The sequence below is a fragment of the Staphylococcus sp. FSL W8-0056 genome (assembly GCF_037963075.1).
GTDB classification, from domain to species: Bacteria; Bacillota; Bacilli; order Staphylococcales; family Staphylococcaceae; genus Staphylococcus; species Staphylococcus aureus.
In genome coordinates this window covers 1,114,426-1,135,693 of record NZ_CP150142.1, presented here as the reverse complement: position 1 = coordinate 1,135,693, position 21,268 = coordinate 1,114,426, and the positions used below count along the sequence as shown (strand labels likewise).

The window sequence follows — 21,268 nt, the reverse complement described above, 5'->3', positions numbered from 1 at the left end:
GGGGGTAATGCTTTATGAGTCAATGGAAACGTATCTCTTTGCTCATCGTTTTTGCATTGGTTTTTGGAATTATCGCGTTTTTCCACGAATCAAGACTAGGGAAATGGATTGATAATGAAGTTTATGAATTTATATATTCATCAGAGAGCTTTATTACGACATCTATCATGCTTGGGGCTACTAAAGTAGGTGAAGTCTGGGCAATGTTATGTATTTCATTACTTCTTGTGGCATATCTCATGTTAAAGCGCCACAAAATTGAAGCATTATTTTTTGCATTAACAATGGCACTATCTGGAATTTTGAATCCAGCATTAAAAAATATATTCGATAGAGAAAGACCTACATTGCTGCGTTTAATTGATATAACAGGATTTAGTTTTCCTAGCGGTCATGCTATGGGATCAACTGCATATTTTGGAAGTGGTATCTATCTATTAAATCGATTAAATCAAGGTAATTCAAAAGGTATTCTTATAGGGTTATGTGCAGCTATGATTTTATTGATTTCCATATCACGTGTATATCTAGGTGTACATTATCCAACAGATATTATTGCCGGCATTATTGGTGGCGTATTTTGCATTATTTTATCAACGTTATTACTTAGAAATAAATTAATAAATTAAATAGTAAAAAAACAAAAGCAGTAAACCTAAAGTGTCGTAAGGGTTTACTGCTTTTATAAAACGTTGTTATAACGTATATTGTCTTTTACGGGCATATAAAAGGGGAATATTTGAAAATGACCAATCCAACAAGAACGAAACGTTGTGGGGGGATGTTCTATGTGGTATTGATAATCATTTTCAACTACTATTATACATTAGTGAGAATCATTGTCAATTAGAAACTAAAACTTTTTTTGAATATTTTTTAAGAATAGTAAATAAAACGCATGATTACGCTATTTTAGAAAATAAAAAAATTTGTATTTCTCATTAGAATTAGAATATTTAAAAGTTATGAGGTTTAAAAATTATATTGTTTACATACTCCTTTTGAATTTATACATTATGAAATGTTACTTCCAAGTTCAAAATCGCACATTGAAATGATGTGTGAAAATGTTTAAACTACGGTCATTTTGTGAAAATAAAGATAATAACTATTCATTTTACAATAGTGAAAAGTCAGTATATGACAACAATTAATATTGCGGTAAGGCCTTGTGTTACAGTATTCTATATTTAAGTACTGCAATCAGAATTAACAGAATGCCATTAACTGATTATTAAATATTTGAGTTAATAAATAATTAATGATTGTAGCTTGAAAAATTTAAAACATGGTTATTGATTTGTGATAAAATTTAAACGTAAACAAACTAATTTAAAAAGCAACTATTGTATAGAAAAATACAAAATTTAAAATATATTACCTTATTAGAAAAAGTCGTAATATGAGGTGTACAAATGACGCAAATTTTAATAGTAGAAGATGAACAAAACTTAGCAAGATTTCTTGAATTGGAACTCACACATGAAAATTACAATGTGGACACAGAGTATGATGGACAAGACGGTTTAGATAAAGCGCTTAGCCATTACTATGATTTAATCATATTAGATTTAATGTTGCCGTCAATTAATGGCTTAGAAATTTGTCGCAAAATTAGACAACAACAATCTACACCTATCATTATAATTACAGCGAAAAGTGATACGTATGACAAAGTTGCTGGGCTTGATTACGGTGCAGACGATTATATAGTTAAGCCGTTTGATATTGAAGAACTTTTAGCAAGAATTCGTGCAATTTTACGTCGTCAGCCACAAAAGGATATTATCGATGTCAACGGTATTACAATTGATAAGAACGCTTTTAAAGTGACGGTAAATGGCGCAGAAATTGAATTAACAAAAACAGAGTATGATTTACTATATCTTCTAGCTGAAAATAAAAACCATGTTATGCAACGGGAACAAATTTTAAATCATGTATGGGGTTATAATAGTGAAGTAGAAACAAATGTCGTAGATGTTTATATAAGATATTTACGAAACAAGTTAAAACCATACGATCGTGACAAAATGATTGAAACAGTTCGTGGCGTTGGGTATGTGATACGATGACAAAACGTAAATTGCGCAATAACTGGATTATTGTTACCACGATGATTACGTTTGTCACGATATTTTTGTTTTGTTTAATTATTATTTTTTTCTTGAAAGATACACTGCATAATAGTGAGCTTGATGATGCAGAACGAAGCTCAAGCGATATTAATAATTTATTTCATTCTAAGCCTGTTAAAGATATATCTGCATTAGACTTGAATGCATCTTTAGGTAATTTTCAAGAGATAATTATTTATGATGAGCATAATAATAAATTATTTGAGACATCGAATGATAACACAGTGAGAGTTGAACCAGGTTATGAACACCGTTATTTTGACCGCGTAATAAAAAAACGCTATAAAGGCATTGAATATTTAATTATTAAAGAACCAATTACAACGCAAGATTTCAAAGGGTATAGCTTGTTAATTCATTCACTAGAAAATTATGATAACATCGTAAAATCATTGTATATCATTGCGCTGGCATTTGGAGTGATTGCAACAATTATAACTGCCACAATCAGTTATGTATTTTCAACACAAATTACTAAACCGCTTGTCAGTTTATCAAATAAAATGATTGAGATTCGACGAGATGGTTTTCAAAATAAATTGCAATTAAATACAAATTATGAAGAAATAGATAATTTAGCAAATACGTTTAATGAGATGATGAGCCAAATTGAAGAATCATTTAATCAACAAAGACAATTTGTTGAAGATGCGTCACATGAATTACGAACACCATTACAAATTATTCAAGGTCATTTAAATTTGATTCAGCGATGGGGAAAAAAAGACCCAGCAGTATTAGAAGAATCGTTAAATATTTCTATTGAAGAAATGAATCGTATCATAAAATTAGTCGAAGAATTACTTGAATTGACTAAAGGAGATGTAAATGACATTTCTTCTGAAGCGCAGACCGTGCATATTAATGATGAAATTCGCTCGCGAATACACTCATTAAAACAATTGCATCCTGATTATCAATTTGATACGGATCTGACATCTAAAAATCTAGAAATTAAAATGAAACCTCATCAATTCGAACAATTATTTTTAATCTTTATTGATAATGCAATCAAATATGATGTGAAGAATAAGAAAATTAAAGTTAAGACAAGGTTAAAAAATAAGCAAAAAATAATTGAAATTACAGATCATGGAATTGGTATTCCAGAGGAAGATCAAGATTTCATTTTTGATCGCTTTTATCGAGTGGATAAATCTCGTTCAAGAAGTCAAGGCGGTAATGGACTCGGATTATCTATTGCTCAAAAAATCATTCAATTAAACGGAGGATCGATTAAAATTAAAAGTGAAATTAATAAAGGAACAACGTTTAAAATCATATTTTAATCATGTCTGAGACGTCAATCAAAGTCATAGGATCAATTTTTTAAGTACACATTAGCTGTGACTAATGTATAAGAACAACTATAAAACAAATAAACAGTGGTTCTTTATCATTTCTGTTGTACTCCCAAAATTTACAATAAAATACATCTATAAACCTAGAAGAATCAACGCTTTTGTTGATTCTTCTTTTTAGCAGATAAATAGGTAAATCTACTTTAACAAATAACTAAATAGTGATATTATTACATTGTAAGCGTTTCAACATTTTTGTGGAGGGTGTAAAATGACTAACGAAAGAAAAGAAGTTTCAGAGGCTCCTGTAAACTTCGGTGCGAATTTAGGTCTAATGTTAGATCTATATGATGACTTTTTACAAGATCCATCATCTGTACCAGAAGATTTACAAGTCTTATTCAGCACAATTAAGAATGATGACTCAATTGTACCAGCTTTAAAAAGTACAAGTAGTCAAAATAGCGACGGCACAATTAAGCGTGTCATGCGTCTAATTGATAATATTCGCCAATACGGGCATCTTAAAGCCGATATTTATCCTGTAAATCCTCCAAAAAGGAAACATGTACCTAAATTAGAGATTGAAGACTTTGATTTAGATCAACAGACTTTGGAAGGTATATCAGCAGGAATTGTTTCAGATCACTTTGCCGACATTTATGATAATGCTTATGAAGCAATTTTAAGAATGGAAAAACGTTACAAAGGACCAATTGCATTTGAGTATACACATATTAATAACAATACCGAACGTGGTTGGTTAAAAAGAAGAATTGAAACGCCATATAAAGTAACGTTAAATAATAACGAAAAAAGGGCACTATTCAAACAATTAGCGTATGTTGAAGGGTTTGAAAAATATCTTCATAAAAACTTCGTTGGTGCAAAGCGTTTTTCAATTGAAGGGGTAGACGCACTTGTACCGATGTTACAACGTACTATTACGATTGCTGCGAAAGAAGGTATTAAAAATATACAAATAGGCATGGCTCACCGTGGACGTTTAAACGTTTTAACGCATGTCTTAGAAAAACCGTACGAAATGATGATTTCAGAATTTATGCATACAGATCCAATGAAATTCTTACCTGAAGATGGTAGCTTGCAGTTAACTGCTGGATGGACTGGTGATGTGAAATATCACCTTGGTGGCATTAAAACTACTGATTCATACGGTACAATGCAGCGTATTGCACTGGCTAACAATCCAAGTCACTTGGAAATTGTTGCACCTGTTGTTGAGGGGCGTACGAGAGCAGCACAAGATGATACACAACGAGCTGGGGCTCCGACGACTGATCATCATAAAGCAATGCCAATTATTATACATGGCGATGCTGCTTATCCTGGTCAAGGAATTAACTTCGAAACAATGAACTTAGGAAACTTGAAAGGCTATTCTACGGGTGGTTCATTGCATATTATTACTAACAATAGAATTGGATTTACTACAGAACCAATTGATGCACGTTCAACAACTTATTCTACAGATGTGGCCAAAGGTTATGATGTGCCAATATTCCATGTCAATGCTGATGACGTTGAAGCTACTATTGAAGCAATTGATATTGCAATGGAATTTAGAAAAGAGTTTCATAAAGACGTCGTTATTGATTTAGTAGGTTATCGTCGTTTCGGACATAACGAAATGGATGAACCATCAATTACTAATCCAGTTCCTTATCAGAATATTCGCAAACATGACTCTGTTGAATATGTGTTTGGTAAAAAGCTTGTTAATGAAGGTGTCATTTCAGAAGATGAAATGCATTCATTTATAGAACAAGTCCAAAAGGAACTAAGACAAGCTCATGATAAAATTAATAAAGCTGATAAAATGGATAATCCAGATATGGAAAAACCTGCAGAACTTGCATTACCGTTACAAGCAGACGAACAATCATTTACGTTTGATCATTTGAAAGAAATAAATGATGCATTGTTAACATATCCGGATGGCTTTAACATTTTGAAAAAGTTAAACAAAGTTCTTGAGAAGCGTCATGAGCCGTTTAATAAAGAAGATGGCTTAGTTGATTGGGCACAAGCAGAACAACTTGCATTTGCGACAATTTTACAAGATGGTACACCGATTCGCTTAACTGGTCAAGATAGTGAACGTGGTACATTCAGTCATAGGCATGCCGTGTTACATGATGAGCAAACAGGTGAAACATATACACCTTTACATCATGTTCCTGATCAAAAAGCGACATTTGATATACACAATTCTCCGCTTTCAGAAGCAGCAGTAGTTGGTTTTGAATACGGCTATAATGTGGAAAACAAAAAAAGCTTCAATATTTGGGAAGCGCAATATGGTGATTTTGCAAATATGTCACAAATGATTTTTGACAACTTCTTATTCAGTTCTCGCTCAAAATGGGGAGAACGTTCAGGATTAACATTATTCTTACCTCATGCATATGAGGGTCAAGGACCTGAACATTCATCAGCAAGATTAGAGCGATTTTTACAATTAGCTGCTGAAAATAATTGCACAGTTGTCAACTTATCTAGTTCAAGTAATTATTTCCACTTATTGCGTGCACAAGCAGCTAGTTTAGATTCTGAACAAATGCGACCATTGGTTGTTATGTCACCAAAAAGCTTATTGAGAAATAAAACAGTTGCCAAACCAATTGATGAGTTTACTTCTGGTGGATTTGAGCCAATTTTGACAGAATCATATCAAGCGGATAAGGTTACAAAAGTTATTTTAGCAACTGGTAAAATGTTCATTGATTTAAAAGAAGCATTAGCTAAAAATCCAGACGAATCCGTGTTACTCGTTGCGATTGAAAGATTGTATCCATTCCCAGAGGAAGAGATTGAAGCATTACTAGCACAATTGCCAAACCTTGAAGAAGTGTCATGGGTACAAGAAGAACCTAAAAATCAAGGTGCATGGTTATATGTCTATCCATATGTTAAAGTGCTAGTTGCAGATAAATATGATTTAAGTTATCATGGCAGAATTCAAAGGGCTGCTCCAGCTGAAGGCGATGGAGAAATTCATAAACTTGTTCAAAATAAAATTATAGAAAATGCATTAAAAAATAACTAGGGGGAAATAAGTCATGCCAGAGGTTAAAGTTCCAGAATTAGCAGAATCTATTACAGAAGGTACCATTGCAGAATGGTTGAAAAACGTAGGGGATAGCGTAGAAAAAGGTGAAGCTATTCTTGAATTAGAAACTGATAAAGTTAATGTCGAAGTTGTATCTGAAGAAGCAGGTGTATTATCTGAACAACTTGCAAGTGAAGGCGACACTGTAGAAGTTGGACAAGCAATTGCTATCATCGGCGAAGGTAGTGGCAATGCTTCTAAAGAAAATAGTAACGACAATACTCCACAACAAAATGAAGAAACAAATAATAAAAAAGAAGAAACAACAAATAATTCGGTAGATAAAGCTGAAGTCAATCAAGCAAATGATGACAATCAGCAACGTATTAATGCTACGCCTTCTGCGCGTCGATATGCTCGTGAAAATGGTGTGAATCTTGCTGAAGTAAGTCCGAAAACAAATGATGTGGTTCGTAAAGAAGATATTGATAAGAAACAACAGGCACCGGCATCAACACAAACAACACAACAAGCACCTGCAAAAGAAGAGAAAAAATACAATCAATATCCTACAAAACCAGTGATTCGTGAAAAAATGTCACGCAGAAAGAAAACAGCTGCCAAAAAATTATTAGAGGTATCTAATAATACAGCTATGTTAACAACATTTAACGAAGTTGACATGACAAATGTTATGGAATTGCGTAAACGTAAGAAAGAACAATTTATGAAAGATCATGATGGTACTAAATTAGGATTTATGTCATTCTTTACTAAAGCTTCTGTAGCAGCTTTGAAAAAGTATCCAGAAGTTAATGCAGAAATCGATGGCGACGACATGATTACGAAACAATATTATGATATTGGTGTAGCTGTTTCTACAGATGATGGATTATTAGTACCATTTGTAAGAGATTGTGATAAAAAGAATTTTGCAGAAATCGAAGCAGAAATTGCTAATTTAGCAGTTAAAGCACGAGAGAAAAAACTTGGCTTAGATGATATGGTTAATGGTTCATTTACGATTACAAATGGCGGTATTTTTGGATCAATGATGAGTACGCCAATTATCAATGGTAATCAAGCTGCAATCTTAGGCATGCATTCAATTATTACAAGACCAATTGCGATTGATCAAGATACAATCGAAAATCGTCCAATGATGTATATTGCATTAAGCTATGATCATAGAATTATTGACGGTAAAGAAGCAGTTGGATTCTTAAAAACAATTAAAGAATTAATTGAAAACCCAGAAGACTTATTATTAGAATCTTAATCCACAACACAAAATAGTTTACTATTCCTAAAAACGTAATCAAATCAATAACAAACAGCAGTAAGATTATTTTCTAGTCGAAATATCTTACTGCTGTACTTTATTTTTATAATGCTTCGTATTAAAATGTGAGTTTAATTTTGACAACTTAAAAAATATATCATTTTTATTGAAATAGACTCACAATAGAAATATAGGTGGAATGGCGTGTTTCAATATGCTAATGAAATCATTTTAGATAATAACAAGCGATGAAATTTATGAATTCTATAAGCGCCTTTAGTTAATTTAAAATCATCTGAACAAGATGTAAATTCACTTTATGGATACGACATGTATATGTTTTTTATGTACTACATAAAACGAAATATTCAATTGCTATATACAGATACTCATTAATGACATACTCAATAGCGACCATAACAATATTATGTTACCTATTTAAATGAAATAGTTCTTTTAAAGAAATACATTTTTCACATATTAATCTATAATCAAAATCAACTGACCGATATTCTATAATTTATGATTAAAATAAGTTATAATATAATAGTAAAGATAAAGATAGAGGTGGCTATAATGTGTGGACTTAGAAGTATAACATTAGGTACAACAAATATAGAACAGACAAAACATTTCATGGTTGACATATTAGGATTAAATTATGAAGAACTTCTTGAAAACTCAATTCGTTTCGGCGATGCAGATATAAGCCCAGGAACAAGACTTCAATTTATACAAGTTCCAAGTGAGCAATTAGAAGAATCTCACTTTGTGGGTATTGGATTACGTACACCAACTGACTCAGGTTTAGAGGAGTATGCGGAAATATTATCGAATAAGGATATTCCATTTACAACAGTTAAAGAATTAAATGGCAATAAATATTTCAGTCTCGAAGATAACAATGGTCATATTTTCTCAATATATTCAAACGAGAATAATTATGGCGTTGGTTTAGGTATGCCTTCTTTTGAGAGTGCGGTCAATCCGTTACATCAAGTGCAAGGTTTAGGACCAGTGATTCTTAAAGTGAATCATGTAGATATTACAGGTCAAATTTTAACAAATATATTCGGACTTGAAGTATTTGCAGAATACCAACCCTTCGACAATGCTGACTATCATGTCCAAGTATTCAAAGTTGGAACGGGTGGTCTAGGTGGCGAAATACATTTAATGCCTGTAGAAACAGAAATGACAATGCCGGAATATGGCGCAGTCGATCAAGTTGAGTTTGAAACGAAAGATGCAGATTTCTTTAATCAAGCGAAATCGCGCTTAGATGAAGTGGAAATACCATATCAAACGCTTGAGCAAGATGATATTGAATCAATTAGAATTACTGAAAACAGTGGATTATCGTTTATATTCACTTTACAAAAATAATTTTTTTACGATAGTGAGGACAAAATTTATGTTACATGAAACTTGGAAAGAACGTACACCAATCAAGAAAGTAGAAGTCATTAATACAGATGCAAAGAAATTTACAGTTTCTGACATGTTAACGGTTGGCAAACAATATGATGTTATCAACGAAACTGAAGAATATTATCAAATAATAGATAATTCTGGATTAGTTGGCGGTTACTATAAAACATATTTCAAAGAAGTTTAAACGCATAATTATTGAAATGAAGCCTAATATGAGATTTTCAATTAGTAAATTTGGTAAAATATAAACAATTCGCATACTAAGTATTGCGTTTTATATCAGAATAGAATAGTAAACTAAGGCATTTGAAGAACTTATTCCATGTCTTAGTTTTTTAATTTATTTAAAGGAGAACGTTTTAAAATGGCACTAAAACATTATAAGAATTCAGATTCAACAGTTTTCAATGATGCGAAGGCATTATTTGATTTAAATAAAAATATTTTACTTAAAGGTCCAACAGGTTCAGGGAAAACAAAGTTGGCAGAAACATTAAGTGAAGTTGTTGATACACCCATGCATCAAGTCAATTGTTCTGTTGATTTAGATACAGAAAGCTTATTAGGCTTTAAAACAATTAAAACAAATGCGGAAGGTCAACAAGAAATTGTCTTTGTAGATGGTCCAGTTATTAAAGCTATGAAAGAGGGGCATATTTTATATATTGATGAAATAAATATGGCTAAACCTGAAACATTGCCTGTATTAAATGGTGTATTAGATTATCGTCGTCAAATTACGAATCCATACACTGGTGAAGTAATCAAAGCTGTACCAGGATTTAACGTTATAGCAGCGATAAATGAAGGTTATGTTGGTACTTTGCCAATGAATGAAGCACTAAAAAATCGCTTTGTTGTTATTCACGTTGATTATATTGACGGGGACATTTTAAAAAATGTGATTAAAGAGCAAAGTTTATTACAAGATGATAAACAAATCGAACAAATTATTAAGTTTAACGAAGATTTACGTACTATGTCTAAGCAGGGACAAATTTCTGAAGAAGCCGCTAGTATCCGTGCATTATTAGACTTGTGTGATTTAATCACTGTAATGCCAGTTGAACGTGCAATTAAACGTACAATTATTGATAAATTGGAAGATGAACGTGAACAACAAGCAATATATAATGCTGTAGAACTAAACTTTTAAAGAGGGATAAAACATGAGTGATCGTTTCATAAAATTTAACGACGAACAGTTAGATGCCAAGCAAGTAATGATGTTGCAAGACTTAGCTCGACTCTTATTAAAAAATGAACAAACACAAGTTAAAATCCAAAAATTCCCTTACTATAATCCTGTTCAAAATGTTTTGATTACGAGTTGGTTTTGGTCACATCGACCAAGCCATATCGAAATGGCTGGTTTAAAAACAGATGTTATGTTAGCTGCTTACGGTTATCATATGATGGATGTACAAATTGTAAATGAAGTAGTACAAGATAAAACTTTTAAACACCCTAAATTTTATCAACAACTTTTTAAATTATTAGAAGATATGCGCGTATTAAATTCTATTAAAGTTGAGCGCCCAAGTACTGCTAAATTAATTGATCTTCGCTTAGATACACGGGTATCATATACGGAATCTCAAATTAAAGTGTATCGTACTAAAACACAATATACAGATTTATTATTTTTGTATTTAGAACATGCATTTTTAAGTCAAGATTTCTTCGATATACCATCTATACATTCAGATTTAGATGATATTTTAGTAAATATGTTCTTATATTTACCTAATTTTTTCCAAAATCAAAATTCTGAAGATAATATGTATCTGGCTCAAAGAATTATGTATCAAGTAGATGATATTTTAAAAGAAGATATGCTAAACGAATATTATTACTTACCTAAAACACTATATAATACATTAGCTAGTCCAGAGTTTGATGATTTAAAGAGAACTGATGCAAGTCAAGTCGATGGGCAAGATGATACTTCAGAAGATGATGATAACGAAAGTGAAAAAGCTGACTCTAAATCTGCAGATAGTGAGTCAAAAGGTGGCGCCTATTTAGAAATGGAGCTTCACGAAGGACAAAATAGTGAAACATTAGGTAATGATGAAGCACGTGAAGGCGATGCTACAGATGATATGACTGATATGATGACCAAAAAGGGCAAAGGATCAAACGATACGCTAAATCGTGAAGAAGGCGATGCTGTTGGTCAAAGCCAAGCATTTCAACTTGATGGTGTGAACAAAAATGTAGAAATAAAATGGCAAATTCCTGAAATTGAGCCACAATATGTTTTAGAATATCAAGAATCGAAACAAGACGTACAATATGAAATCAAAGACTTAATTCAAATTATAAAGAAAACGATTGAACGAGAACAACGAGATGCACGTTTTAATTTAACAAAAGGGCGATTACAAAAGGATTTAATTAATTGGTTTATCGACGATCAATATAAATTGTTTTACAAAAAACAAGATTTAAGTAAATCATTTGATGCGACGTTTACATTGTTAATTGATGCGTCAGCAAGTATGCATGATAAAATGGCTGAAACGAAGAAAGGTGTAGTGTTATTCCACGAGACGTTAAAAGCATTGAACATTAAACATGAAATTTTATCATTCAGTGAGGATGCCTTTGATTCAGACGATCATGCACAACCAAATATCATTAATGAAATTATTAACTATGATTACTCAACCTTTGAAAAAGATGGCCCACGTATTATGGCACTTGAACCTCAAGATGATAATCGTGATGGTGTTGCTATTAGAGTTGCAAGTGAACGATTAATGCGTCGAAATCAACATCAACGATTTTTAATCGTATTTTCAGACGGCGAACCGTCTGCATTTAATTATAGTCAAGATGGTATTATTGATACGTATGAAGCTGTAGAAATGTCACGTAAATTTGGTATTGAAGTATTTAATGTATTTTTGAGTCAAGATCCAATAACTGAAGATGTTGAACAAACAATTCATAATATTTATGGTCAATATGCTATTTTCGTTGAAGGTGTTGCGCATTTACCTGGACATCTCTCTCCATTATTAAAAAAATTACTACTTAAATCTTTATAAATAAGTTTAAAATATGAGTTTATATGAAATTGTGAATAAAAGTCATCAGTTACTATTTAAAAAGTGAATTTGAAGAATTTTATTTTCTGGCATAATTTGATTTAAACAACACATGTGTTTTGTTTCTGCTATGTACAACATATTTCATATAGACTCTTTATTATTTTTTGTGCTAAAATATTTACTTGTAAATTATTTCGTGTTTTAAAAAAAGGAGTAACTCTATGAATAAAAATACATGGGTCATTGGGTTTACGCTCTTCGCTATGTTTTTTGGCGCAGGCAATCTAATTTTTCCTCCTAATCTCGGATTGGATAGTGGTCAATTTTTCTGGCCCGCCATTTTAGCGTTTGTTCTAACTGGGATTGGTTTACCATTATTAGGTGTGATTGTAGGTGCACTTGATAAAGAAGGATATATTGGCGCATTAAATAAAATTTCACCTAAATTTTCAATATTGTTCTTAATCATCATTTATTTGACTATAGGACCACTTTTCGCAATACCTAGAACTGCATCTACATCTTTTGAAATGACAATTACACCAATTATACATAGCAATAGTAGTATCGCTTTATTTATATTTACGATTATCTACTTCATAGTCGTTTTGTATATTTGTTTAAATCCATCTAAGTTAATCGATCGTATTGGTTCATTATTAACACCATTATTATTGATTACTATTTTAGCGATGATTATTAAAGGATACTTAGACTTTAGCGGTAATAGTGCTGGAAAGGGCAATGAAGCACTATATCATTCTAATTTTTCAAGTTTTGCTGAAGGCTTTACACAAGGCTATTTAACAATGGATGCCATTGCAGCAATTGCTTTTTCAATGATTGTTGTTAATGCAGTAAAACTAACAGGCATTACTAAAACAAATCAAATATTCAAACAAACTTTGACTGCTGGTTTAATTGCAGCCGTAGCTTTAATTTTCATATATATTTCATTAGGTTATATTGGTAATCATATGCCAGTAAGTGACATGACGTTAGATCAATTGAAATCCAAAGATCGAAACATTGGGACATATTTATTAACGACAATGGCTTCAACAGGATTTGGTTCATTCGGAAAATATTTATTGGGCATCATTGTGGCGCTGGCATGTCTAACTACAGCATGCGGGCTTATTGTTGCAGTTTCTGAATATTTCCATAGAATCGTACCTAAAGTATCATACAAAGCATTTGTATTAGTTTTCATTTTAATGAGTTTTATTATTGCTAACCAAGGTTTAAATGCTGTTATCTCAATGTCAATTCCGGTATTAAGCATTGTATACCCAGTAGCAATAACTGTTGTATTATTAATTTTAATTGCCAAATTCATACCGACAAAACGCATTTCACAACAAATTCCAGTTATTATCGTATTTATATTGTCGATTTTCAGTGTTATTAGTAAGTTAGGTTGGCTGAAAATTAACTTTATAGAATCATTGCCTCTAAGAGCGTATTCTTTAGAGTGGTTCCCAGTAGCAATTATTGCAACGATATTAGGCTATCTAGTCGGCATATTTGTAAAACAAGATCCAATTAAATATCAACAGGAATAACGAATAATATAAAAGGAAGCATCTCCAATTTAATCGTAGGATGCTTCCTTTTTGTTATATCTAATTCGTAATTTATGATTGTTTATTCGGTCCTTTGATGTTCACTAAATGTGACTTTAAATCTTGTTCTAATTGTTGTAATTCTTTTTCAGCTAATTGTCGTTCTTCGCGACCGTGTTGTTGAATAATTAATGTTTCTTCAATTGTCTCAATAATGTTACGCTGTGTACGTTTCAATGTATCAAGATCAACAATGCCACGCTCATTTTCTGTTGCAGTTTCAATCGCATTTTGTTTCAACATTTCAGCATTTGCTGTTAATAAATCATTAGTTGTATCAGTGACAGCTCGTTGTGCAGCAACTGCATTACGCTGTCTCATTAATGTAAGCGCAATGGCCATTTGATTTTTCCATAGTGGAATACTTGTCAAAATTGAACTTTGTATCTTCTCGGCAAGTGCTTGATTAACATTTTGAATCATACGAATTTGTGGCGCAGTTTGCAAAGCTATTTGTCTTGAAAGCTGTAAGTCATATATGCGTTTATCTAGTCTATCTATAAATTGCTGCATATCTGCAACTTGTTGAATATCCATTTGATTAGTGGATTGCTGCGCTTGCTGTTGCAATTGTGGTAGCTTTTCATTTTCTAATTGCAACTTTTTTTGCTGTGCAGCAATGATATGCAATGATAAGTCATCAAAGTATTGTTTGTTTTTATCATATAGCGTATCTAATAATTCAATATCTCTTGTTAAATGTGTTTGATGTTTCTGCAGTTGAATCGTTATGCGATCGACTTGAGCACTAACTGATTGCATTCTTGAAAAGATTTCATTGATAGACGACTTTGCTCTGCTAAAAATTCTTTTTAACATAGATGGTTTATCAGTATTTAACTCATTTGGATTAACTGACTTTAGTTTTGACATTAGATCTGACAAAGTATCTCCAATAGGACCAACATCTTTACTTTGTACTTCATCCAACATTTGATGTGAAAATTGAGACATTTGTTTCTGTAAATCAGAACCAAACGCTAATAAACCTTCATTGTCTAAAGGGTTAATTTGTTTACTGATTGTGTCTACCTGTTTTTGTTGTTCAATTGTTAACTTTTCTTTTTGAATAGTAGTATTCGATAATTCTTTATCGCTTATAAAATCATCTAGTGGATGGCTTTCTTTGAAACTTTTATTTTCAGTCATCAATCATCTCTCCAATAGTTGCTATTTTACATCAATCTTGATGATGTTTTTGATGTAACTTATTTAATTCCATTTCAATATCTAAACGTTCATAATCATCTTCGTTGAGACGCTTTAAATCAGCGATTAATGTTCGTTTGACCTCATCCAAAGTAATTCGTGTTTGTTCTAACTTTTGCTGTTCATTAATTGATTTTTTGGGCATTTTTGCTAGACGTGTATATGCATCAACCAAATTTAAAGCATTATCAATATGAGAATAAAAAAAGCCTTCAACTTTATAAAATGATGCAGGTCTCTGTCTAACTGTCGTATAAATAGAACGTGAAATTTGGTATATATCATTAATCTGCCTAAAATCTTTAATTGATCTTATATTGACATACGTTTTTAAAATACCTCTAAGTTTTTGGTGTGTATGATTTAACTGATTTCGAATATAGCGATAGTCTTTTCTAGTCAAACCAATTTCGTTTAAATATTTGCGTGAAGTGAGTTTTTGTATCGGTAGGTATGTCATTAAAAAGCCAACAATACCAATAGACATATCAATTAAAAAAGATACATCAAGTGCAATCATCCCAAATATGCTTGTTAAAAACGCTACAGGAATTCCCACTAACACCCCAAATATATGAGAAATATTATATCTCACTGTCATCTTCCTTTATTTAGCATTTTATATTGATCGAAAATCCGATAATTTTTGATTTAGTTCTAACTCTTCAAGTTGATGGCTTGTTACATTTGATGCTGGTGAGGCACCTTCAATTACACCTTGAATAAATCTCTCTATATCTGCGTCATCCCCTTGTGCATATATCTCTACATAGTCATCTACATTTTGAACAGTACCGACAATGTTATAGTTCATTGCAATGCGTTGTGTAAAATATCTAAATCCGACGCCTTGAACGCGTCCGAATACTTGTAAATGTATATGTCTCATTTTTACCACCTCATAATGTTATTATACGTAGTTTTACTTAAAAAAACTAATAATTACTATAGTTACTACTTTGTTTGTTTCAAGTCGTCAAACTTGATTTTCAGAGGATAAAGGTATAAAAATAAGTATAGAGTTTTTGAAGTATGGAAGGGGTCTTTAATAATGTGGACAGTTACCAAAATTAGAGCCGATTATGAGGGATGGTGGTTATTCAGTGACTGGCCAGAAAACATTGTTGAAAAATATCAATATCAAGATTTTGATGACATGTTTAAGCACTATCAACAATTGATTAATCAATGTAAAGTTCAGTTCGATAATTATGTCACAGGCAAATATAATATTTATGCATTTTATAATAATTGTGACATGAACTATTGCGAAGATTGTGAAGAGGATTTACAAATATTTTATAGTTTCATTGTTTTACAAAATAATGAAGTATATTATAAACTACCAATAATTGATTAAATGAATATTTTTTATTATTGTATTGCAATTTGGTAATAACTGCACTATAATACAAGTTAAGCAGATGATTATTCCATATTGCAAAGAATATTTGAGTGAAATTTGCATGTATTTTTTGTAATATGCGAATAAGCATATTGAATGAATTTTAGTCTTGGAGGTTTCAGATTATGAAACAAGGTACAGTTAAATGGTTTAACGCTGAAAAAGGATTCGGCTTTATCGAAGTTGAAGGAGAAAATGACGTATTCGTACATTTTTCAGCAATTAACCAAGATGGTTACAAATCATTAGAAGAAGGTCAAGCTGTTGAGTTTGAAGTAGTTGAAGGCGACCGCGGTCCACAAGCTGCAAACGTTGTTAAACTATAATTCTTAGATTTGAATCATTGATTTTAACTAACACCTTACCAAGAAGTAAGGTGTTTTTATATGCTTATTACAAATACTTAACGCGATGAGTTTCTCAGCCAAATTGAGAACTCTTTTTTTATATCACCAACATTGTTTGCAATAGAAAATTATATTTATATAATATAATTATGGTGTACAACGACGAGGTGATTTTATGAAATATCTTATCCTTAGTTTAGTTGCTAATTTATTAGTTTTCGGTGTATTATCTGCAATTGGATTAAATATTAATATTTTAGCAGCAATGATGATTGTATTAGTGATTCCGATAATGATTTCTGGGATACTATTTTTCAAAACTAATATTGATAAAACATACATATTTTTTAACATCATATTTATCGACTTTTATTACTATATTTACAATGTACATTTAATGACTTTGCCAAAGTTTAATAATTATATTAAAGCAGAGATGATGGAATTAGAAGATATTGATGTATTAATTACAAGTAAAGATTTTGGATTTGATGAAATTCTGTTTTATACATTATATTTGTTGTTAATTCTTATCGTTTTATATTATTTGAAAAAGCAAGTAAAGCATAAAATCTAATTTCATGATGCTTGTTTAAAGTGTGGTATGTATATGATGCTTTAAATTAGTTGAATAGGGCTAACTAAATATAAAGGATTAATGACAAAAAGAAATAAATACTTTCTAACTAAAAATGTGCTGTTCTTCCTTTTTTAGAGTATATGTCCAAGCATGTTTTCTACAGTCATCTATAATGCATAAAAATTCCCCGAGTCACAGTATAATTTTCTGTGCTTCGGGGATTACTTTGTTTATTTTTATTTTGTATCATTAATAATGAGTTGTCTTAACGATTGTCGCTTTATAACTTCACGTGCTTTGCCATCTTTTAAGAAAAACACAGAAGGCTTTTGCATTTGATTGTAATTGGATGCCATAGAGTAATGATATGCACCAGTTGATAATATAGCAAGATAGTCTCCACGTTTGACTGATGAAGGTAATTTAGCGTCTTTAATAATGATATCACCAGACTCACATAATTTTCCAGCTATAGTTACACTGTCATCTGCTTCTTCATTTCTATTAACAAGCAATGCTTGATACTTTGCGTCATAAAGTGCAGTTCTGATATGATCACTCATACCGCCATCGATTGAAACATATTTATTAATCTCTGGAATTTCTTTAATGGTTCCAACTTCATATAAAGTAACGCCAGCTTCACCTACAATTGATCGTCCCGGTTCAATACCTATTTCTGGTGCATCTATACCTAGAACTTTAATTTCGGATTTTATTGCGTCTGTAATATCTTTAATACCACTTTCGATAGGGAAACTTTCGTCACCTTCAACATATTTAATACCAAAGCCACCACCAAGGTTTAATAATTCAACTTGAATGCCTTGCTCTTTAAGCCAACGTAAAACAATTTTAGCAGTTTCAATAAATGCTTCTGTACCTTCAATCTGTGAACCAATATGACAATGTACACCTTTTAATTTTAAGTGTTTAGATTGTTGGACTTTGTCAATTGCTTTTTTAGCTAAGCCATATTGAATTGATAATCCAAACTTACTATCTTCTTGCCCAGTTTGAATAAATTCGTGTGTATGTGCTTCAACACCTGGATTAACTCGTAATACAACTTGAACCGTATCATTAGCATAGCGGTCTATTAATTCAATTTCTTCTAATGAATCTATAACAAAATAACCGATATTATTTTCTAAAGCATACCTAATTTCATGTTTCGTTTTATTGTTACCATGGAAATGGATGCGACTCGGTTCAAAACCTGCTTCTAAAGCTGTATATAATTCACCTTCAGAAACAACATCTAACTGTAAATCTTCCTCAGCTACAAGTTTGACCATTTGAATGCAAGTAAATGCCTTTGAGGCGTATGAAATATTGTATTTTAATCCACTATCTTTAAATGCGCGATGGTAACGGCGCATCTGTTCTCTAATTTGTAGTTCATCATAAACAATGGTAGGTGTACCAAAGCTTTGTGCAATCGTTTTTAAACTAATACCATCCATTGTTAATTCGCCATTTTGATTATATTTAACAGTCATTTGAAATGTACTCCTTTTTTAAAGAATCATGATTCATAGCACTTAATTGTTCAGAATTTGCACCAACACCTTTAAAGGTATATTCATCGATGCGGATATCATTATTATAAAGAATAACTTCATCTTGTGCATGTACATTGCCATCTACTTCAACAAACATATGGCTCATCATTAATGCACGTATCGGGTAGCGTTTACCATTGATAAGTGCTTCATGTTTAGCACGAGTTCTTAAAATTCCATCGCCATAACCGATATCAACTACAGCTAATTTTGTATTGTTTTTAGTCACTTCAAAGGCAAAGCTATAACCGCAATAATCACCAGCTTGTACTTCGCGCACTTGAATAACATGTGCTTTTACAGTTAATGACTGAACTATATCATGTTGATTCAGTGAACTATATGGTCTTGAACCGTATAACGCAATACCTACACGCGCATGTGTATGGTGGGGTAGTAATATTTGTCCTTCCCGATAAAAACTCGCACTATTTTGAGCATGGATTAGGTCGAACTGATAACCTTCAGATAAAAGTGCTTCAACAATTTCCATCCATTGTGAACGTTCAACATTATAATCTGACACATCGAATTCATCAGCATATCCAAAATGGGTCCATAAACCACTAATAATCATTTTTGCATTTTGATTATGATGGTGATCTTTCAATACTTCTTTAATTTCGTTTAAATCTTTAAATCCAGACCGATGTAATAAATTTTCAAATTCTAAGTGAACATGAATACCTGCTAAATCATTTTTATGGTTATAGTAATATGTCAACGACGGCAAAGTCATGTGTATTTGATGTTCACGGACTAAATCAAACTCGTAAACTGCATTCATTAAAAAGATTGTTGCATCTGGAGCAAGTTGTCTAATTTGAATTGCTTCTCGTAGTGATGTTGTGCTAAATGTATCTATACCTGCATGGATAAACTGAGTTACAGCAAATTCTAGGTCATAGTGATATGCATTATTTTTAACAACTGCCATTAATGGCTGATTGTTTTTGACTGTGATTGCATTTTGTAAAAATATTTTCTTATTTACAGACCATGTTGCTGTCAATGTATTACACCTCTTTGTAATTATTTAATAAATTTTCGTAAAAATTAACCACGTTTATTAACACTTTTTCATCAAAATTTAAATGTGATGTGTGCAAACCAGTTACAAAACCTTTATCTTCATTTCGTGTTCCTATAAAAACAAAGTAAGCTGGAGCTAGTTGTTGACCATAAAAACTAAAATCTTCCCCAAATAAGAATGGCGTTGGTTTGTCATAGACATTTAAATCAGCTTTTATTAAGGCGTCCTCTATTTGAGTACGTAATTTCGGACTATTGATTGTAGGGGGATAACCTTCTGCAAATTTAACTTCACATTCTACATTAAACAGAAGCTTGACACTTTCTGCTATCTTGTGCATTTGATTTTTAACGATTGTTAAATCATCAATATCATATGTACGAATTGTACCTTCTAAATAACCATTACTTGGTACAGTGTTAATCGCTTCACCAGCTTTAAAATGACCAATATGAACAATATTTCGTTTCAAACCGTTAAGGTGAAATTGTTGAATTTGTGATATTTGAGTTAATACATGTTGTAATGCTTCACCACAAGAATGAGCTTGTTCTTTATCAGCAACATGACTTGACAGGCCTGTTAAGAAAAAGCGATACTCTGTTGCGCTGGCCGTAATTTCTTCATCTCTTATCACTGCAATGCCTTCATCAGCAAATGGGTTAACATGAATACCAAATACCGCTTCAATTGGATACTTATCAAAGGCACCGGCTTTTATTAATCGATTTGCACCGCCACCAGTTTCTTCTGCAGGTTGGAAAATGAAAACGACATTTTGCGGTAATTGACCTGCGTCTTGCATGTCTTTGCAACGTTGTACAAAAAGCATTAATGCAGTTGTATGACCATCATGTCCACAAGCATGCATCACATGATCAGATTGACTGCGATAAGGCACATCATTTTCCTCTAAAATAGGTAACGCATCAATATCAGCTCTATACGCTATCGTATGTGAGCCATTACCTTCTAAGTATGCAATGACGCCAGTTTCCAATGGGCAATCGTATTTAATATTTAAACTATCTAAAAACGCTTTAATATAAGCAGTTGTTTCAAATTCATGTAAGCTTAATTCAGGATGTTGATGTAAATGACGGCGATGTTTCGTAACAAATTCTAATTCATTCATAATTATCAATCCTTTGTGTTAAATTACTATATAAATAGTGTAACGTATTTCGAAATTTGTGATCATAAGTTTATTCAATGAT

The 21,268-nt window shown here is 31.8% G+C and carries 19 protein-coding genes and 2 pseudogenes; 15 read left to right on the top strand and 6 right to left on the bottom strand.

Going from position 1 to position 21,268, the window contains the following annotated elements; all coding sequences use genetic code 11:
* Positions 1-14 precede the first annotated feature (14 nt).
* The 12 genes and pseudogenes from NSS86_RS05725 to brnQ all read left to right on the top strand — a co-directional run bounded on the left by NSS86_RS05725 (position 15) and on the right by brnQ (position 13,852).
* On the top strand, positions 15-629 hold the full coding sequence (locus NSS86_RS05725; protein WP_000084769.1) for a phosphatase PAP2 family protein: 615 nt from the start codon (positions 15-17) through the stop codon (positions 627-629).
* A gap of 116 nt (positions 630-745) precedes the next feature.
* A pseudogene (locus NSS86_RS05720) lies at positions 746-945 on the top strand (hypothetical protein).
* A 76-nt stretch (positions 946-1,021) separates the two neighbouring features.
* A pseudogene (locus NSS86_RS05715) lies at positions 1,022-1,154 on the top strand (hypothetical protein).
* A 261-nt stretch (positions 1,155-1,415) separates the two neighbouring features.
* Positions 1,416-2,075 (top strand): response regulator transcription factor ArlR, encoded by a 660-nt coding sequence (gene arlR, locus NSS86_RS05710; RefSeq protein WP_000192137.1) that lies wholly within the window; start codon positions 1,416-1,418, stop codon positions 2,073-2,075.
* Positions 2,072-3,427, top strand: coding sequence for a sensor histidine kinase ArlS (arlS, locus tag NSS86_RS05705; RefSeq protein ID WP_000166801.1), 1,356 nt, complete (start codon positions 2,072-2,074; stop codon positions 3,425-3,427). Before arlR ends, arlS begins: the two co-directional genes overlap by 4 nt.
* 283 nt (positions 3,428-3,710) lie before the next feature.
* Complete coding sequence (locus tag NSS86_RS05700; RefSeq protein ID WP_000180673.1) at positions 3,711-6,509, top strand: 2-oxoglutarate dehydrogenase E1 component; 2,799 nt, start codon at positions 3,711-3,713, stop codon at positions 6,507-6,509.
* A 13-nt stretch (positions 6,510-6,522) separates the two neighbouring features.
* Positions 6,523-7,791: a dihydrolipoyllysine-residue succinyltransferase gene (gene sucB, locus NSS86_RS05695; RefSeq protein ID WP_001115439.1), complete on the top strand. Its 1,269-nt coding sequence runs from the start codon at positions 6,523-6,525 to the stop codon at positions 7,789-7,791.
* 579 nt (positions 7,792-8,370) lie between these two features.
* On the top strand, positions 8,371-9,180 hold the full coding sequence (locus tag NSS86_RS05690) for a hypothetical protein (protein WP_000334518.1): 810 nt from the start codon (positions 8,371-8,373) through the stop codon (positions 9,178-9,180).
* Positions 9,181-9,208: 28 nt separating this feature from the next.
* Positions 9,209-9,412, top strand: a complete 204-nt coding sequence (locus tag NSS86_RS05685; protein WP_000902175.1) for a DUF6501 family protein — start codon at positions 9,209-9,211, stop codon at positions 9,410-9,412.
* A gap of 180 nt (positions 9,413-9,592) precedes the next feature.
* Positions 9,593-10,384, top strand: a complete 792-nt coding sequence (locus tag NSS86_RS05680) for an AAA family ATPase (protein WP_001185421.1) — start codon at positions 9,593-9,595, stop codon at positions 10,382-10,384.
* A 13-nt stretch (positions 10,385-10,397) separates the two neighbouring features.
* Complete coding sequence (locus NSS86_RS05675) at positions 10,398-12,284, top strand: nitric oxide reductase activation protein NorD (RefSeq protein ID WP_001283678.1); 1,887 nt, start codon at positions 10,398-10,400, stop codon at positions 12,282-12,284.
* Between the two features lie 224 nt (positions 12,285-12,508).
* Positions 12,509-13,852: a branched-chain amino acid transport system II carrier protein gene (gene brnQ / locus NSS86_RS05670; RefSeq protein ID WP_001039275.1), complete on the top strand. Its 1,344-nt coding sequence runs from the start codon at positions 12,509-12,511 to the stop codon at positions 13,850-13,852.
* Positions 13,853-13,924: 72 nt separating this feature from the next.
* On the opposite strand, the gene NSS86_RS05665 is transcribed toward brnQ, so the two are convergent.
* Genes NSS86_RS05665 through NSS86_RS05655 form a run of 3 tightly spaced genes read right to left on the bottom strand, consistent with a single transcriptional unit; the run spans position 13,925 to position 16,010 of the window.
* On the bottom strand, positions 13,925-15,061 hold the full coding sequence (locus NSS86_RS05665) for a toxic anion resistance protein (protein ID WP_000138413.1): 1,137 nt from the start codon (positions 15,059-15,061) through the stop codon (positions 13,925-13,927).
* Between the two features lie 31 nt (positions 15,062-15,092).
* Complete coding sequence (locus tag NSS86_RS05660; RefSeq protein WP_001788788.1) at positions 15,093-15,722, bottom strand: 5-bromo-4-chloroindolyl phosphate hydrolysis family protein; 630 nt, start codon at positions 15,720-15,722, stop codon at positions 15,093-15,095.
* 18 nt (positions 15,723-15,740) lie between these two features.
* Positions 15,741-16,010: an acylphosphatase gene (locus NSS86_RS05655; RefSeq protein ID WP_001215907.1), complete on the bottom strand. Its 270-nt coding sequence runs from the start codon at positions 16,008-16,010 to the stop codon at positions 15,741-15,743.
* A 162-nt stretch (positions 16,011-16,172) separates the two neighbouring features.
* On the opposite strand from NSS86_RS05655, the gene msaA reads away from it, so the two are divergent.
* The 3 genes from msaA to msaC all read left to right on the top strand — a co-directional run bounded on the left by msaA (position 16,173) and on the right by msaC (position 17,450).
* Entirely contained in the window at positions 16,173-16,481 is a 309-nt protein-coding gene (msaA, locus tag NSS86_RS05650) for a regulatory protein MsaA (RefSeq protein WP_000269923.1), read from the top strand.
* A 170-nt stretch (positions 16,482-16,651) separates the two neighbouring features.
* The gene (gene cspA, locus NSS86_RS05645) at positions 16,652-16,852 is read left to right on the top strand and encodes a cold shock protein CspA (RefSeq protein WP_000809131.1); all 201 of its coding nucleotides are present in this window, start codon (positions 16,652-16,654) and stop codon (positions 16,850-16,852) included.
* Between the two features lie 196 nt (positions 16,853-17,048).
* Positions 17,049-17,450, top strand: a complete 402-nt coding sequence (gene msaC / locus NSS86_RS05640) for a sarA expression modulator MsaC (protein ID WP_000876201.1) — start codon at positions 17,049-17,051, stop codon at positions 17,448-17,450.
* Between the two features lie 239 nt (positions 17,451-17,689).
* On the opposite strand, the gene lysA is transcribed toward msaC, so the two are convergent.
* The 3 genes from lysA to NSS86_RS05625 are packed head-to-tail and all read right to left on the bottom strand — an operon-like array spanning position 17,690 to position 21,186.
* On the bottom strand, positions 17,690-18,955 hold the full coding sequence (lysA, locus tag NSS86_RS05635) for a diaminopimelate decarboxylase (protein ID WP_000216946.1): 1,266 nt from the start codon (positions 18,953-18,955) through the stop codon (positions 17,690-17,692).
* Complete coding sequence (locus NSS86_RS05630) at positions 18,945-20,030, bottom strand: alanine racemase (protein WP_000127595.1); 1,086 nt, start codon at positions 20,028-20,030, stop codon at positions 18,945-18,947. The genes lysA and NSS86_RS05630 overlap by 11 nt, the downstream gene beginning before the upstream one ends.
* A gap of 4 nt (positions 20,031-20,034) precedes the next feature.
* Positions 20,035-21,186, bottom strand: coding sequence for an amidohydrolase (locus NSS86_RS05625; RefSeq protein WP_001003790.1), 1,152 nt, complete (start codon positions 21,184-21,186; stop codon positions 20,035-20,037).
* Positions 21,187-21,268 lie beyond the last annotated feature (82 nt).